At 31.5% G+C, this 18,806-nt stretch carries 7 protein-coding genes; 5 read left to right on the top strand and 2 right to left on the bottom strand.

All coding sequences use genetic code 11. The features are described 5' to 3' along the window. Window positions 1-319: 319 nt before the first annotated feature. Window positions 320-721, top strand: a complete 402-nt coding sequence (locus HMPREF3241_RS03840; protein WP_002457854.1) for a SarA family transcriptional regulator — start codon at window positions 320-322, stop codon at window positions 719-721. A gap of 266 nt (window positions 722-987) precedes the next feature. On the opposite strand, the gene HMPREF3241_RS03845 is transcribed toward HMPREF3241_RS03840, so the two are convergent. Beyond that, window positions 988-1,551: a tRNA 5-(aminomethyl)-2-thiouridylate-methyltransferase MnmM gene (locus tag HMPREF3241_RS03845; protein WP_002486538.1), complete on the bottom strand. Its 564-nt coding sequence runs from the start codon at window positions 1,549-1,551 to the stop codon at window positions 988-990. Next, on the bottom strand, window positions 1,548-2,501 hold the full coding sequence (locus HMPREF3241_RS03850) for a tRNA modification radical SAM protein MnmL/YtqA (RefSeq protein WP_001830802.1): 954 nt from the start codon (window positions 2,499-2,501) through the stop codon (window positions 1,548-1,550). The genes HMPREF3241_RS03845 and HMPREF3241_RS03850 overlap by 4 nt, the downstream gene beginning before the upstream one ends. Window positions 2,502-2,607: 106 nt before the next feature. On the opposite strand from HMPREF3241_RS03850, the gene HMPREF3241_RS03855 reads away from it, so the two are divergent. The 4 genes from HMPREF3241_RS03855 to HMPREF3241_RS03870 all read left to right on the top strand — a co-directional run bounded on the left by HMPREF3241_RS03855 (window position 2,608) and on the right by HMPREF3241_RS03870 (window position 18,348). Continuing rightward, window positions 2,608-3,822 (top strand): MDR family MFS transporter, encoded by a 1,215-nt coding sequence (locus HMPREF3241_RS03855; RefSeq protein WP_002474989.1) that lies wholly within the window; start codon window positions 2,608-2,610, stop codon window positions 3,820-3,822. 288 nt (window positions 3,823-4,110) lie between these two features. Continuing rightward, window positions 4,111-6,528 carry a leucine--tRNA ligase gene (gene leuS, locus HMPREF3241_RS03860; protein WP_002490143.1) on the top strand — a complete coding sequence of 806 codons (2,418 nt, stop codon included), beginning with the start codon at window positions 4,111-4,113 and terminating at the stop codon, window positions 6,526-6,528. Between the two features lie 25 nt (window positions 6,529-6,553). Continuing rightward, window positions 6,554-6,865 carry a rhodanese-like domain-containing protein gene (locus HMPREF3241_RS03865; protein WP_001830891.1) on the top strand — a complete coding sequence of 104 codons (312 nt, stop codon included), beginning with the start codon at window positions 6,554-6,556 and terminating at the stop codon, window positions 6,863-6,865. Between the two features lie 404 nt (window positions 6,866-7,269). Beyond that, window positions 7,270-18,348, top strand: coding sequence for a SasC/FmtB family protein (locus HMPREF3241_RS03870; protein ID WP_070853470.1), 11,079 nt, complete (start codon window positions 7,270-7,272; stop codon window positions 18,346-18,348). Window positions 18,349-18,806: the final 458 nt, after the last annotated feature.

Raw genomic sequence — 18,806 nt, forward strand, 5'->3', positions numbered from 1 at the left:
TTGTATAGAAAGTTTTGCCAAAATTATTGCGTTTTAAATGTAGAATTGATATATTTTGATTATATAATTAATTTAATTTTATTATGTATTAACACTAAGTTTTTGGGTTAGAATTTGAGTTGCACTAGATGTAAGATTTGTTTTAAATCTCATTTTTAAATCTTTTTACGGATAAAGTTGATTTTAAGTAGCTCAATCATTGAAATAAAAGGGTATAATTCTAAAGTTTAATAACTTTACCATTTGTAAAATTAAATTTGGGGGAAATGGTTAAGTTAGTTTATAGAATTCACAATTTTTTATTTGGGAGATGTTAATTTTGGCTAATAGTGAAAAGAACAGGGTTTATGGTATTTTACAATTAGAGACATTATTCAAAGAGATTGATTCAATTTTTAATACAATCAAAGAAGAATATGGAATGTCTAAAGAGGAAATTTTGATTTTACTTACACTTTTAGAAAAAGGCTCAATGACTTTAAAGGAAATGGATAAATATGTTCATATTAAGCCGTATAAACGTACACGTACTTATAATAATTTAGTTAATCTTGAGTGGATTTACAAAGAAAGACCTCAAGATGATGAACGTACAGTTATTATTCATTTTAATGACAAGCAAAATTCAAAAAAAGAAGATTTGTTAGAATTTATTGATGACTCAATTAAAATCAAGTCTGAACCAATGCAATCTAGTTTACAATCTATTTTAGCGGTTTAATTTAACGCGCTTTAAATCTTTAACTGAATAAATTATTTTATTTAAAGCATGAGTATACTTATGAGAATTATTTATTGAACTATGTATTAAAGAATGTGTTCAAAATTATGATAATCAGTAAGCTTAATAGTAATTAAAAGTAAGGTATACTTCATGATGAAATTTATAATTAAAAAAGAACCTGGGACAAAATGTTTGCTTGTCTCAGGTTCTTTTTACGTGCACGTATTCTATGACTGAATTGAAAATATACATGTATAAACTTTTTAATTACGCTTTTCAATAGCACAGATAAAAGGAGCGTTATTCTTTTGATTTATGAATTGATATTGCAATATATGAGCTTTATTTTGATCAAAGTTTTGTAAAAATTCAAGTAGTGCTTCTTTTTCTACTTTACCTTCTTCATGACCGTGATATATAACTAATATAATAATTCCTTCAATACTTAAGATATCAAAGATTTCATTAATAGCCATAATTGTTGTTTCAGGTTTAGTGACAATTTCTTTGTTACCTTTCGGTAAATAACCTAAATTAAAAATAGCAGCATCTATGTGGCCATGATATTGGGCAGGAATGTGCAATTTAGCATTTTCATGACCAGATTGGATTAATTTTACATTCGAATAATCTTTTATTTTTTTGTGCGTATTCAAAATTGCTTGTTCTTGTATATCGAATCCATAGACAAATCCATTTGGAACATGTTGAGCAAAATAAGCAGTATCATTCCCATTACCACATGTTGCATCAATTACAATACTATTATGATTAATATGAGAATCAATTAACGATTTAGCGAAGGGTAAAATACGTTCTAGTTTCATGATTGTATACTCTGCTTGTTCATTTTACCTTGATAGGAGTTTCGTCTAGCAAGCTCATTATCAATTTCATTTAATACTTCCCATTTATTAACACTCCACATTGGTCCAACCATTAAATCTATAGGCCCATCTCCAGTGATTCTGTGCACAATCATTTCTGGGGGTAATACTTCAAGTTGATCGCAAACAAGATTAGTATAATCTTGTTGACTCATAAACTCGAGCATACCTTTTTCATATTGTTTAACCATAGGCGTTCCTTTTAGCAAGTGTAATAAATGAATTTTAATACCTTGAACGTCCATCTGAGCGACTTCTTTAGCAGTCTCCATCATCATGTCATAATTTTCACCTGGTAAGCCGTTGATTATGTGTGTACAAACATTTATATTATGCTTGCGTAATTTTGTTACGCCGTCATAGTATGTTTGCATATCATGAGCACGATTTATTAAATCGGAAGTGGACTGATGCACAGTTTGTAAGCCCAATTCTACCCATAAGTAAGTGCGCTGATTAAGTTCAGCTAAATATTCTACAACATCATCAGGCAAACAATCAGGTCTTGTCGCGATTGATAAACCAACGACGCCATCTTCTTTTAATACAGGTTCATATTTTTCTTTTAATACTTCTACAGGTGCATGCGTATTTGTAAACGCCTGAAAGTATGCAATATATTGACCTTCACTCCATTTTTCATGCATTCGTTCTTTTATTTTTTTGAATTGAACTTCAATTGGTTCAGCTCTATTACCTGCAAAGTCACCGCTTCCTGCTGCAGAACAAAATGTGCAACCTCCATGAGCTACAGTACCATCTCTATTTGGGCAATCAAATCCTCCATCTAAAGCGACTTTAAATATTTTTTGACCAAACTTGTTTTTTAAATGATAGTTCCATGTGTGATAGCGTTTATCTTCAAAGGCATACGGGAAATAGTTACCCATAATACATTTTCCTTTCTATTTAAGTTCTAAGTACAGATTTTAACATATTTTAGTGTTATAGTGTCTATTGTAGATTGAGAAAAATATAAAGAGAGGGACTCATGATATGAATATACCTAAATCAGTTTGGTGGCTAGTTATAGGTATGGCACTTAATATAACTGGCGCCAGTTTTTTGTGGCCTTTAAATACAATTTTCATGAAGGAAGAACTTCATAAGAGTTTAACAATTGCAGGTATCGTTTTGATGATTAATTCATTTGGAATGGTTGTAGGTAATTTGTTAGGTGGTTCTTTGTTTGATAAACTTGGCGGTTACAAAACGATTTTAATAGGTACATTTACTTGTTTATGTAGTACAACATTACTCAATTTGTTTCATGGCTGGCCTTGGTACGCAATTTGGTTAGTACTACTTGGATTTGGTGGCGGAATGATAGTTCCTGCTATTTATGCGATGGCAGGTGCCGTTTGGCCTAATGGAGGGAGACAAACTTTTAATGCTATATACTTAGCACAAAATATAGGAGTTGCTTTAGGTGCGGCATTAGGAGGTTTTGTGGCTGAATTTAGTTTCAATTATATTTTTATGGCAAATCTCATTATGTATGTACTTTTTGCCATCGTGGCGATTACACAGTTTAATTTAGAGATTAATGCTAAATTTAAACCACAAGATTCGATAGATTTAAAAAGCAAAGAAAATAAAAAACGATTTACTGCTATGATGCTAGTATGTGCAATGTTTGCAATTTGTTGGATTGCATATATTCAATGGGAAACAACGATAGCTTCATTCACTCAATCAATTAATATTTCAATGTCCCAATATAGTGTATTATGGACAATCAATGGAATAATGATTTTAGTAGCTCAACCGTTAATAAGACCAATTATCATCTTATTAAAAGGTAATTTAAAGCATCAGATGTTTGTAGGTATTTTTATTTTTATGAGTTCTTTCCTAGTAACGAGTTTTGCAAATCACTTTGCAATATTTGTAGTTGGCATGGTCATTTTAACATTTGGAGAAATGTTTGTTTGGCCTGCAGTACCAACTATAGCAAATCAACTTGCACCAGTTGGAAAGCAAGGTCAATACCAAGGATTTGTTAATTCAGCATCTACAGTGGGAAAAGCATTTGGACCTTTTATTGGCGGTATACTTGTAGATACATTTAATATGAGTATGATGTTTATTGGGATGATTATATTATTAAGTTTTGCACTGTTATTTTTAAGTTTCTATGATAAAGTGTTGCCTAAGAATTTTAAAAATCAACATCAATCAAGAGGACGACGAAATCAGAATGGTGTTTAATAATGTAATGATGTTTAATTAACTACTTGCATTCATTGACCATATACAATAATATTAAACACGTATAGTATTAAGCATTTAGAGGCTTTTCTACAGAGAGCTAGTGTTGGTGAGAACTAGTGTTAAGGACTAAATGACTTATTAACATAAACGACATTTAATTAGACATCTCTTACTATTAAAATGAAGTGCGCTAATTGTTAGCGAATAAGGGTGGTAACGCGGCGCAGGTCGTCCCTTTCAAATCATTAATAGTAGGGATGTCTTTTTTATGAATTAGGAGGAAATGTGTTGAATTATAATCATAAGGAAATTGAAAAGAAGTGGCAGAATTACTGGGAAGAAAATAAGACCTTTAAAACGAATGACAATTTAGGACAAAAGAAATTTTATGCATTAGACATGTTTCCTTATCCATCTGGTGCTGGTTTACACGTAGGTCACCCAGAAGGATATACGGCAACAGATATCATCTCACGATATAAAAGAATGCAAGGTTACAATGTATTACATCCTATGGGATGGGACGCTTTTGGTTTACCGGCAGAACAATATGCTTTAGATACCGGTAATGATCCTCGTGAATTTACACAGAAGAATATTCAAACTTTCAAAAGACAAATTCAAGAATTAGGATTTAGTTATGATTGGGATAGAGAAGTGAATACTACAGATCCTGAATATTATAAATGGACGCAGTGGATATTTATTCAGTTGTATAATAAAGGTTTAGCTTATGTTGATGAAGTTGCTGTTAATTGGTGTCCTGCATTAGGTACTGTTTTGTCGAATGAAGAGGTTGTCGATGGGGTATCAGAACGTGGCGGTCATCCTGTTTACCGTAAGCCTATGAAACAATGGGTGCTCAAAATTACAGAATATGCTGATAGATTACTAGAAGATTTAGATGAGTTAGATTGGCCTGAATCGATTAAAGACATGCAACGAAACTGGATTGGACGTTCAGAAGGTGCCAAAGTAACATTTAAAATTGAAAAATCTGACCAAAACATTGAAGTGTTTACGACACGACCAGACACAATCTATGGTACTTCTTTCTTAGTTTTAAGCCCAGAGCACCCACTTGTGAATGAAATTACGACAAGTGATAAAGAACAAGAAGTCAAAATGTATCAAAATGAAGCATCAAAAAAATCTGATTTAGAACGTACAGACTTAGCTAAAGAAAAAACAGGTGTGTTTACTGGAGCATTTGCAATTAATCCGCTCTCTGGCGATAAATTACCTATTTGGATAGCAGATTATGTTTTATCAACTTACGGTACTGGTGCAGTAATGGCTGTGCCTGGACATGATGAGCGAGATCATGAATTTGCTACGAAGTTTAATTTGCCAATTATCGAAGTTATAGAGGGTGGCGAAGTTCAAAAAAATGCATACACAGGTGAAGGAAAACACATTAATTCTGGAGAATTAGACGGTCTAGAAAATGAAGCGGCAATAAGTAAAGCGATAGAATTGCTTGAATCTAAAGGTGCTGGTGAGAAAAAAGTCAATTATAAATTACGTGATTGGTTATTTAGTAGGCAACGTTATTGGGGAGAACCAATTCCTATTATACATTGGGAAGATGGATCAATGACTACAGTTCCTGAAGATGAATTGCCTTTACTACTTCCAGAAACAGATGAAATTAAGCCATCAGGTACCGGTGAATCTCCACTTGCAAATATAGATGCGTTCGTAAACGTTATCGATGAAAAGACAGGTATGAGGGGGCGCCGAGAAACCAATACAATGCCTCAATGGGCTGGCAGTTGCTGGTACTATTTACGTTACATTGATCCACATAACGAAAAAATGATAGCGGATCCTGAAAAATTAAAACATTGGCTACCTGTTGATTTATATATTGGAGGCGTGGAACATGCAGTACTTCACTTATTATATGCAAGATTCTGGCATAAAGTGTTATATGACTTAGGTGTTGTACCGACAAAAGAACCATTCCAAAAACTATACAACCAGGGAATGATTTTAGGCGAAGGCAATGAAAAAATGAGTAAGTCTAAAGGCAATGTGATTAATCCAGATGATATAGTTGCATCACATGGTGCTGATACATTACGACTATATGAAATGTTTATGGGACCGTTAGATGCTGCGATCGCATGGAGTGAAAAAGGTTTAGATGGTTCTAGAAGATTCTTAGATCGCGTTTGGAGACTTATCATTACTGATGAAAATTCAATCAATAAAAAAATTGTAGATTCTAACGATCATTCACTTGATAAAGTATACAATCAAACTGTGAAAAAAGTAACAGAAGATTTTGATACACTTAGTTTTAATACCGCAATCAGTCAATTAATGGTGTTTATTAATGAGTGTTATAAAACAAATGAAGTTTACAAACCTTATATCGAAGGGTTTGTAAAAATGTTAGCCCCTATTGCACCACACATTGGTGAAGAATTATGGGATCGATTAGGGCATGAAAATACCATTACTTATCAACCATGGCCAACATTTGATGAAAGCTTATTAGTTGATGATGAAGTTGAAATCGTAGTTCAAGTCAATGGTAAAGTTAGAGCAAAAATCAATATACCAAAAGATTTATCTAAAGAAGAAATGCAAGACTTAGCCTTGTCTAATGATAATGTTAAAATGAGTATTGAAGGAAAAGAAGTTAAAAAAGTTATTGCTGTACCTCAAAAACTAGTTAATATAGTTGCTAAATAATATTTTTCTAAAGGAGTGCTATTAAATGGAGTCAATAACAGTAGATGAATTAAAGAAAAAAATATTAGATTCAAATCCAGTTAACATTGTAGATGTTCGCACAAACGAAGAAACTGAAATGGGTGTTATTCCTGGAGCAAAAACAATTCCTATGGATGAAATTCCTGATAATTTGAAAGAATTCAATAAAAATGACACATATTATATTGTATGTGCAGCGGGATCACGCAGTGCTAAAGTAGTTTCATATTTAGAAGAACAAGGTGTTCATGCTGTAAACGTCGAAGGTGGAATGAATGCTTGGGGCGATGAAGGTACTGTAATTGATAATATTTAAAGAACTTCGAAGTTGTAGATAACGATATTCTAAGTTAAAAATTAATACAAATGAGTTTATAATTTATTCTAGGAATTTCTGCAGTTAGAATGTAAATCACAAATATGGTCACTGAGTACGATTAAGATTTTGATTTGAAATCTTAATCGTACTTTTTTTGATATAAAAATCATTAAATAATTCAATGTAGATCTCAAAAAACAAATTCCGATATCAATTAAAAATATATTAAGATAAATTTTTATACTACTAGATTTAGAATAATATAGATGATAAAATTAAAAAGACTTTAAATAGTTGTGTTTAATTAAATGAGCGATATTGGGAAGAGTCATTACTTTAAATATTTTTCAAAGTTCATTAGACATACATCATAAAGAATTTACAACTAGGAGGCCAATTTAATGAATCTATTTAGAAAACAGAAATTTAGTATTAGAAAATTTAATATAGGTATTTTTTCAGCATTAATAGCTACAGTCGCATTTTTAGCTCATCCGGGGCAAGCAACAGCATCAGAACTGGAACCTTCTCAAAATAATGACACTACAGCTCAATCTGATGGAGGGTTAGAAAACACATCTCAGTCTAATCCTATAAGTGAGGAAACAACAAATACATTATCTGAGCAAACAGTACCTTCATCTACTGAAACTAAGCAAACACAAAATGATCCTCATCATAATGCTCAACCAATTGCAATAAATGCTGAAGAAGCTGAATCTGCTCAAACAGCACCTTATACCAATATCTATGAAAATAATGATACGAGTGACAACGGGTTACATGTTAATCAGCCGGTTAAACATCATATTGAAGCCCAATCTGAAGATGTAACAAATCATACGAACTCAAATCATTCAAATTCATCGATTCCGGAAAATAAAGCTACAACAGAATCATCAAGTAAACCTAAAAAGAGAGGGAAAAGATCATTAGATACAAATAGCGGAAATGACGCTACAAGTACAACTCAAAATACGGATCCAAATTTAAGTAATACAGGTCCAAATAGCATTAACACTGTAATTACATTTGATGATTTAGGAATAAAGACAAGTACAAATCGCTCTCGACCTGAGGTAAAGGTAGTTGATAGTCTAAATGGCTTTACAATGGTTAATGGTGGTAAGGTTGGCTTATTAAATAGTGTGTTAGAACGTACAAGTGTGTTTGATAGTGCCGATCCGAAAAATTATCAAGCAGTAGATAATGTCGTAGCCTTAGGACGTATTAAAGGAAATGATCCGAATGATCATGATGGTTTCAACGGTATAGAAAAAGAATTTTCAGTAAATCCTAATTCTGAGATAATATTTTCATTTAATACAATGACTGCTAAAAACAGAAAAGGTGGAACTCAATTAGTTTTAAGAAATGCAGAAAATAATCAAGAAATTGCTTCAACTGATATTCAAGGAGGCGGCGTATATCGTTTATTCAAGTTACCTGATAACGTACATAGGCTAAAAGTTCAATTTCTACCTATGAACGAAATACACTCAGATTTTAAAAGAATTCAACAGCTACATGATGGGTATAGATACTATTCTTTTATAGATACAATTGGTGTTAATTCTGGTTCACATCTATATGTGAAATCAAGACAAGTTAACAAAAATGTAAAGAATGGAAAAGAATTTGAAGTTAATACTCGTATAGAGAATAATGGTAACTTCGCTGCTGCTATAGGTCAAAATGAACTTACTTATAAAGTCACACTACCAGACAATTTCGAATACGTTGATAATTCAACTGAAGTTTCATTTGTTAACGGGAATGTGCCGAATTCTACGGTAAATCCGTTTTCAGTTAATTTCGATAGACAAAATCATACTTTAACATTTTCTAGTAATGGTTTAAATTTAGGAAGAAGTGCTCAGGATGTTGCTAGATTCTTGCCCAATAAAATACTAAATATAAGATACAAGCTTAGACCTGTCAACATCTCAACGCCACGTGAAGTGACTTTCAATGAAGCAATTAAATATAAGACATTTTCTGAATATTACATCAACACTAATGACAATACTGTTACTGGTCAACAAACACCTTTCAGTATTAATGTCATCATGAATAAAGACGATTTATCAGAACAGGTCAATAAGGATATCATCCCATCGAACTATACACTTGCTTCTTATAATAAATATAATAAGTTGAAAGAACGTGCTCAGACTGTTCTGGATGAAGAAACAAACAATACACCTTTTAACCAAAGATACTCTCAAACTCAAATTGATGATTTATTACACGAATTACAAACAACACTAATAAGTCGTGTGAGTGCTTCGAGAGAAATTAATGATAAAGCTCAAGAAATGACTGATGGTGTATATGATAGTACAGAATTAACTACTGAAGAAAAAGTTACATTAGTTGATCAAATTGAAAATCATAAAAATGAAATTTCTAATAACATTGATGATGAACTTACAGATGATGGTGTTGAAAGAGTTAAAGAGGCTGGATTACACACTCTAGAAAGTGATACTCCACATCCAGTAACTAAACCAAATGCTCGACAAGTTGTGAATAACAAAGCGGAACAACAAAAGACGCTTATACGTAACAATCATGAAGCAACGACTGAGGAACAAAATGAAGCGATTAGTCAAGTTGAGGCACATTCATCTGATGCTATCGCCAAAATAGGTGAGGCAGAAACAGATACCACTGTGAATGAAGCAAGAGATAATGGTACGAGATTAATAGCTACAGATATTCCAAATCCAACTAAAAAAGCAGAAGCTAGAGAGGCAGTTACCAACAGTGCAAATTCAAAAATTAAGGATATCAACAATAATACACAAGCTACATTAGATGAAAGAAATGATGCTATCACACTTGTTAATAGATCAAAAGATGAAGCGATTCAAAATATTAACACTGCACAAGGTAATGATGATGTCACTGAAGCACAAAACAATGGAACGAATACGATACAACAAGTACCATTAACTCCAGTGAAAAGACAAAATGCAATAGCAACTATCAATGCTAAAGCGGATGAACAAAAACGTTTAATTCAAGCGAACAATAATGCAACGACTGAAGAAAAGGCAGATGCAGAGCGTAAAGTTAATGAAGCATTATTAACTGCAACTCAAAATATTAGCAATGCACCTACTAATAGAGATGTTGATCAAGCACAAACAATGGGAAGTGGTATCATATCCACAATAAGTCCTGCAACGAAGATTAAAGAGGACGCACGTGCAGCAGTTGAAGCTAAAGCTATTGCACAAAATCAACAAATTAATTCAAATAATATGGCAACAACTGAAGAAAAGCAGGATGCATTAAATCAAGTAGAAGCACATAAGCAAGCTACAATAGCAAATATCAATCAAGCTCAGTCAACTCAACAAGTTTCTGAAGCTAAGAATAATGGCATAAATACTATTAATCAAGATCAACCTAATGCAGTTAAGAAAAATAATACAAAAACATTATTAGAACAAAAAGGAAACGAGAAAAAGTCAGCAATAGCTCAAACACCTGATGCTACGACTGAAGAGAAACAAGAAGCTGTCAGTGTTGTTTCGCAAGCTGTTACCAATGGCAATAATCATATCAACCAAGCAAATTCTAATGATGATGTAGATCAAGCACTTAGTAATGCAGAACAAATTATTACTCATACTGATGTTAATGTTCAAAAAAAACCTCAAGCTAGACAAGCACTGATTGCTAAAGTAAATGAAAAGCAGAGTGCGATTAATACTGATAATGAAGGCACTATAGAAGAAAAACAAAAAGCAATTCAAAGTTTGAATGATGCTAAAAATTCAGCTGATGAACAAATTACACAGGCTGCTTCTAATCAAAATGTTGATAACGCCTTAAATATAGGTATAAGTAATATCAGTAAAATTCAGACTAATTTCACTAAAAAGCAACAAGCTAGAGATCAAGTAAATCAAAAGTTTCAAGAAAAAGAAGCTGAATTAAATTCAACTCCTCATGCAACTCAAGATGAAAAACAAGATGCGTTAACTAGATTAACACAAGCAAAAAAAAGTACACTCAATGACATAAATCAAGCACAAACAAATCAAAATGTTGATACAGCACTTACTAATGGAATTCAAAATATTCAAAATATACATGTGGATGTTAGGAAAAAACAAGAAGCCAGAACTACGATTAATGATATTGTTCAACAACATAAACAAACTATACAAAATAATGATGATGCTACAACTGAAGAGAAGGAAGTCGCAAATAATTTAGTTAATGTATCACAGCAAAATGTAATTAGTAAGATTGATAATGCTACAACCAATAACCAAATTGATGGTATTGTGAGTGATGGTAGACAAACCATAAATGCAATCACACCTGATACATCAATTAAAAGAAATGCAAAAAATGATATTGATGGTAAAGCAGCTGATAGGAAAATAAAAATTCAAAGAATAAATGATGCTACAGCTGAGGAAATTCAAGAAGCGAATCGTAAAATTGAAGAAGCTAAAATTGAAGCAAAAGATAATATTCAACACAGTAGCACTAGAGACCAAGTAAATGAAGCGAAAACTAATGGAATAAATAAAATAGAAAATATAACTCCAGCAACTACTGTGAAATCTGAAGCTAGACAAGCAGTACAGAATAAAGCAAATGAACAGATTATTCATATTCAAAACACGCCTGATGCTACTAATGAAGAAAAACAAGAGGCAATAAACAGAGTAAGTGCTGAATTAGCAAGAGTTCAAGCACAAATAAATGCGGAACATACAACCCAAGGTGTTAAAAATATCAAAGACGATGCGATAACTTCTTTATCTCGAATTAATGCGCAAGTTGTTGAGAAAGAGTCGGCAAGAAATGCAATCGAACAAAAGTCAACACAACAAACGCAATTCATTAATGATAATGATAATGCTACAGATGAAGAAAAAGAGGTCGCCAATAATTTAGTTATAGCTAGAAAACAAAATGCGTTAGATAATATTAACTCTTTATCTTCAAATAGTGATATTGAAAATGCTAAAGTAACAGGAATAAATGAAATAGCTAAAGTTTTACCAGCAACCTCTGTTAAGTCTAAAGCAAAAAAAGATATTGATCAAAAACTCGCGCAACAGATTAATCAAATTCAAACACATCAAACTGCTACAATTGAGGAAAAAGAAGCGGCTATTCAATTGGCAAATCAAAAAGCAAATGAAGCAAGAACAGCAATTCAAAATGAACATAGTAACAATGGTGTCGCACAAGCTAAATCTAACGGCATTCATGAAATTGAATTAGTTACGCCAGATGCGCACAAAAAATCTGATGCTAAACAAAGTATCGATGATAAATATAATGAGCAAAGTAATACTATCAACACTACACCAGATGCAACAGATGAAGAAAAGCAAAAAGCATTAGATAAATTAAAAATAGCTAAAGATGCAGGATACAACAAAGTTGATCAAGCGCAAACAAACCAACAAGTATCTGATGCAAAAACTGAGGCTATAGATACGATAACTAATATTCAAGCAAATGTTGCAAAAAAACCATCCGCTCGAATGGAATTAGATTCAAAGTTTGAAGATTTAAAGCGTCAAATCAATGCAACGCCTAATGCTACAGAAGAAGAAAAACAAGATGCAATTCAAAGATTGAATGTTAAAAGAGAAGAAGTTAAGAATCTAATAAATCAAGACAGACGTGACAATGACGTTGAACAGCACAAAAATACTGGACTTCAAGAATTAGAAACGATTCATGCTAATCCAACTAGAAAATCTGACGCACTTCAAGAGTTACAAACTAAATTTATTTCACAAACAGAGTTAATTAATAATAATAAAGATGCAACTAATGAAGAAAAAGATGAAGCTAAACGACTTCTGGAGATTAGTAAAAATAAAACTATAACAAATATCAATCAAGCGCAAACTAATAATCAAGTTGATAATGCTAAAGATAACGGCATGAATGAGATTGCTACCATAATACCAGCAACAACAATTAAAACAGATGCTAAAACGGCGATTGATAAAAAAGCTGAGCAACAAGTTACAATCATCAATGGTAATAATGATGCAACAGATGAAGAAAAAGCAGAGGCTAGAAAGCTGGTTGAAAAAGCGAAAACTGAAGTCAAATCTAATATTACAAATAGTGATACTGAAAGGGAAGTCAATAGTGCTAAAACTAATGGGTTAGAAAAAATAAACAATATTCATCCATCAACTCAAACTAAAACAAATGCTAAACAAGAAATAAATGACAAAGCTCAAGAACAATTGATCCAAATTAACAACACGCCTGATGCAACCGAAGAAGAAAAGCAAGATGCAACAAATAGAGTCAATGCCGGATTAGCACAAGCAATACAAAATATTAATAATGCACATAGTACTCAAGAAGTAAATGAATCTAAAACAAATAGTATTGCTACAATCAAGAGTGTACTACCCAATGTGATCAAAAAACCGACTGCTATAAATGATTTGACTCAAGAAGCTAATAACCAAAAGACTTTAATAGGTAATGATGGTAATGCTACTGATGATGAAAAAGAGGTTGCAAAACAATTAGTGACCCAAAAATTAAATGAAGAAATTCAAAAAATTCATGAAAGTACACAAGATAATCAAGTTGATAATGTAAAAGCACAAGCTATTACTGCAATTAAATTGATTAATGCAAATGCACATAAAAGACAAGATGCCATCAATATTTTGACTAATCTAGCTGAAAGTAAAAAATCAGATATAAGAGCCAATCAAGATGCAACTACTGAAGAAAAAAATACGGCAATACAATCTATAGATGATACGTTAGCACAAGCACGTAACAATATTAATGGTGCAAATACAAATGCGTTAGTGGATGAGAATTTAGAAGATGGTAAGCAAAAGTTACAACGTATTGAGTTGTCTACCCAAACTAAAACACAAGCTAAAGCAGATATTGCCCAAGCAATAGGTCAACAAAGATCGACAATAGATCAGAATCAAAATGCTACAACTGAAGAAAAACAAGAAGCACTTGAGAGACTTAATCAAGATACAAATGGAGTCAATGATAGAATACAAGCAGCTTTAGCAAATCAAAATGTTACAGACGAAAAAAATAATATATTAGAAACAATAAGAAATGTTGAACCTATTGTAGTTGTAAAACCTAAGGCTAATGAAAATATTAGAAAAAAAGCTGCGGAACAAACGACTTTAATAAATCAAAATCAAGATGCGACACTAGAAGAAAAACAAATAGCACTTGGCAAATTAGAAGAAGTAAAGAATGAAGCGTTAAATCAAGTATCACAGGCACACTCAAATAATGATGTGAAAATTGCGGAAAATAATGGAATTGCTAAAATTTCTGAGGTTCATCCTGAGACTAATATTAAACGTAATGCTAAACAAGAGATTGAACAAGTTGCGCAAAGTCAAATTGATACTATCAATACAAATAATAAATCAACTAATGAAGAAAAATCAGCCGCTATAGATAGAGTTAATGTAGCTAAAATTGATGCTATTAACAGTATTACTAATGCTACAACTACACAATTAGTTAATGATGCTAAAAATAGTGGTAACACGAGTATTACCCAAATATTACCAAGTACAGCAGTCAAAACTAATGCATTAGCAGCTCTAGCTACCGAAGCTAAAAATAAAAACGCTATAATAGATCAAACGCCAAATGCAACAGCAGAAGAAAAAGAAGAAGCAAATAATAAAGTTGATGGTCTTCAAGAAGAAGCAGATGCTAATATCCTGAAAGCGCAAACTACTGAGGAAGTAAATAATATTAAAAATCAAGCTGTTCAAAATATTAACGCTGTTCAAGTTGAAGTTATCAAGAAACAAAACGTTAAAAACCAATTGAATCAATTCATTGATAATCAAAAGAAAATTATTGAAAATACGCCTGATGCAACACTTGAAGAAAAAGCTGAAGCTAATAGATTACTTCAAAATGTACTAACGTCCGCATCAGATGAAATTGCTAATGTAGATCATAACAACGAGGTTGATCAAGCTTTAGATAAAGCAAGACCTAAAATTGAGGCAATTGTACCACAAGTTAGTAAGAAACGAGATGCTTTAAATGCAATCCAAGAAGCATTTAATTCACAAACTCAAGAAATACAAGAGAACCAAGAAGCTACGAATGAAGAAAAAACTGAAGCATTAAATAAAATAAACCAATTACTTAATCAGGCTAAAGTAAATATTGATCAAGCACAGTCAAATAAAGATGTAGATAATGCGAAAACACGTAGTATTCAAGATATAGAGCAAATTCAACCACATCCACAAACAAAAGCAACCGGGCGTCACAGATTAAATGAAAAAGCTAACCAACAACAAAGTACTATTGCAACTCATCCTAATTCAACAATTGAAGAAAGACAGGAAGCAAGTACAAAACTACAAGAAGTCCTTAAAAAAGCTATAGCTAAAATAGATAAAGGTCAAACTAATGATGATGTAGAAAAGACTGTAGTAAACGGAATAGCTGAAATTGAAAATATATTACCTGCTACTACAGTTAAAGATAAAGCTAAAGCTGATGTAAATGCTGAAAAAGAGCAGAAAAACATACAAATTAATAGTAATGATGAAGCAACGACTGAAGAAAAATTAGTTGCTAGTGACAATTTAAATCACGTTGTCGAGACAACAAATCAAGCTATTGAGGATGCGCCAGATACCAACCAAGTGAATGTAGAAAAGAACAAAGGTATAGGTACAATTAGAGATATTCAACCACTTGTAGTTAAAAAACCTACTGCCAAATCTAAAATTGAAAGCGCAGTAGAAAAAAAGAAAACTGAAATTAAACAAACACAAAATGCAACTCATGATGAAGTAAGAGAGGGTTTAAATCAGTTAAATCAAATTCATGAAAAAGCCAAAAATGATGTAAATCAATCTCAAACTAATCAGCAAGTTGAAAATGCTGAGCAAAATAGTTTAGATCAAATCAATAACTTCAGACCAGATTTTAGTAAAAAACGTAATGCAGTAGCTGAAATTGTTAAAGCGCAACAAAACAAAATTGATGAAATAGAGCAAGAATTTAGTGCTACACAAGAGGAAAAAGATAATGCGTTACAACATTTAGATGAACAGGTTAAAGAAATCATTAATTCTATAAATCAAGCTAATACAGATAATGAAGTAGATAATGCTAAAACTTCTGGGGTGAATAACATAACTGAATACAGACCAGAATATAATAAAAAGAAAAATGCTATATTAAAATTATATGATGTTTCAGATACTCAAGAAGCTATAATTAATAGTTATCCTGATGCAACTGAAGATGAACTTCAAGAAGCTAATAGTAAGTTAAATAAAATACTTTTAGATGCAAAAAAACAAATTGGTCTTGCACACACAAATAATGAAGTTGATGATACTTATAATGAAGTTTCCCAAAAAATGAAAACTATTTTACCACGTGTAGATACAAAAGCGGTAGCACGTTCTGTACTTAATGCACTTGCTAAACAATTGATTAAAAATTTTGAAAATACTCCAGATGTTACTCATGAGGAACGTAATGATGCGATTAATCATGTAAAAGAACAATTATCATTAGTATTCAATGCCATTGAAAAAGACCGAAAAGATATACAAGTTGCGCAAGATGAATTATTTGGATTAAATGAATTAAATAGTATATTTATCAACATAACTCAAAAGCCTACTGCCAGAAAAGCAATTAGTGATAAGGCGAGTCAATTAAACAACTCTATCAATAATACGCCATATGCTACAGAAGAAGAACGACAAATTGCACTGAATAAAGTTAAGGCGATTGTTGATGATGCAAATGAAAAAATACGAGAAGCTAACACTGATAGCGAAGTACTTGGAACAAAATCAAACACAATAACATTGTTACAAGCAATCAGTGCAGATGTACAAGTTAAACCACAAGCATTTGAAGAAATCAATGCACAAGCTGAAATTCAAAGAGAACGTATTAATGGAAATAGTGATGCGACAAGAGAAGAAAAAGAAGAAGCTTTAAAACAAGTTGATACATTAGTAAATCATTCATTTATTACAATTAATAATGTTAATAAAAATCAAGAAGTTTATGATACAAAAAACAAAACGATTGAAGCTATTCATAAAATCAAACCAATATCAACTATCAAACCACAAGCATTAAATGAAATCACTATTCAATTAGACGCTCAACGTGATTTAATAAAGAATAATAAAGAGTCTACAGTTGAAGAAAAAGCCTCGGCTATCGATAAATTAATTAAATATGCAGCAAGAATAGCCGAAGCAATAGATAAAGCTCAAACAAATGAAGAAGTTAAAGATATTAAAAAACAAAGTATTGATGAAATTTCTAAAATACTACCTGTTATTGAAATTAAATCGGCTGCAAGAAATGAAATTCATCAAAAAGCAGAAGTTATTCGTGGATTAATTAATGATAATGAAGAAGCGACTAAAGAAGAAAAAGATGTAGCATTAAATCAATTAGACACAACTCTAACACAAGCAAATCTTTCAATTGACCAAGCATTAACTAATGAAGCTGTTAATAGAGCTAAAGAAATAGCAACTTCTGAAATTAATAAAATTTCTGTCATTGCCATTAAAAAGCCTGAAGCTATAGCAGAAATTCAAAAACTAGCAGATAAAAAATTAAATAAATTTAAACAAAATCAAGAAGCTACTATTGAAGAAAAGCAATCAGCTGTCAATGAATTAGAACAAGCTTTAAAATCAGCTATTAATCATATTCATCAATCTCAAAATAATGAATCAGTGAGCGCTGCATTAAAAGAAAGTATATCTTTAATAGACTCGATTGAAATTCAAGCACATAAAAAATTAGAAGCTAAAGCATACATTGATGGATATAGTGACGATAGAATTAATGACATATCTTCTAGAGCGACTAACGAAGAAAAACAAATATTTGTAAGTAAACTTAAAGCTTTAATCAATCGTGCACATAAACAGATTGACGAAGCTGAAACAATTGTGTCAGTTGATACAATTGTCCGAAACTTTAAAGTTGAAGTGGATAAATTAAACTCAATTGTACGTAAAAAAGCTAAAGCATTGAAGGAAATTAAATTAGAAGCAGATCATGTAAAGCAAATGATAAATGCAAATCTAAGTGCTAGTACTAGAGTGAAACAAAATGCTCATACATTGATAAATGAAATTGTTAGTAACGCTTTAAGTCAACTTAATAAAGTAACCACAAATAAAGAAGTTGATGAAATAGTTAACGAGACGATTGAAAAACTTAAGTCAATACAATTAAGAGAAGATAAAATATTGAGTAGTCAAGGCTCAACAACATCTATGACAGAAAAATCTAATCAATGTTATAGTTCCGAGAATAATACAATTAAATCTCTACCAGAGACAGGAAATGTTGATAAATCAGTACCATTAGCTGGAGTTACTTTAATATCTGGTTTAGCAATCATGTCCTCACGCAAAAAGAAAAAAGATAAAAAAGTGAATGACTAATATTATAAATTTATAAACCACAGAATCGGAGATATCAATTAATAAACTCCCTTCAAAGTAGACATTAATACAATGAAAACTTTGAAGGGAGTATTTTTAGCTATTCAACATAAAATCGTCGCTAATCTATTATTAAACGTCTTTTAAGGATAGCAAAATGTAAATTCTTTTCAATACTATTAAGGTAGTTATTAATATTAACCATCTATATGTGAAATATAATATGGAGTTTAACACCTTTATCACATTCTAATAACAATCGTTATTCAAAGAACAACAAATTAATAATTGTAAATGAATATTTGAATTCAGATATAGCAATTAAATATTTCTAATAAAATATAAAACATATAAGCTATTAAATAATAAAAATCTAGCATATCATTTTACTTATATTTGTGGTAGTTATCTTGTGAAAATATGAAGAAATATATTTTATGAATTAGTGTATGTACAAT

The sequence above is a fragment of the Staphylococcus sp. HMSC34G04 genome (assembly GCF_001838765.1).
In the GTDB taxonomy this organism is placed as follows: domain Bacteria; phylum Bacillota; class Bacilli; order Staphylococcales; family Staphylococcaceae; genus Staphylococcus; species Staphylococcus epidermidis.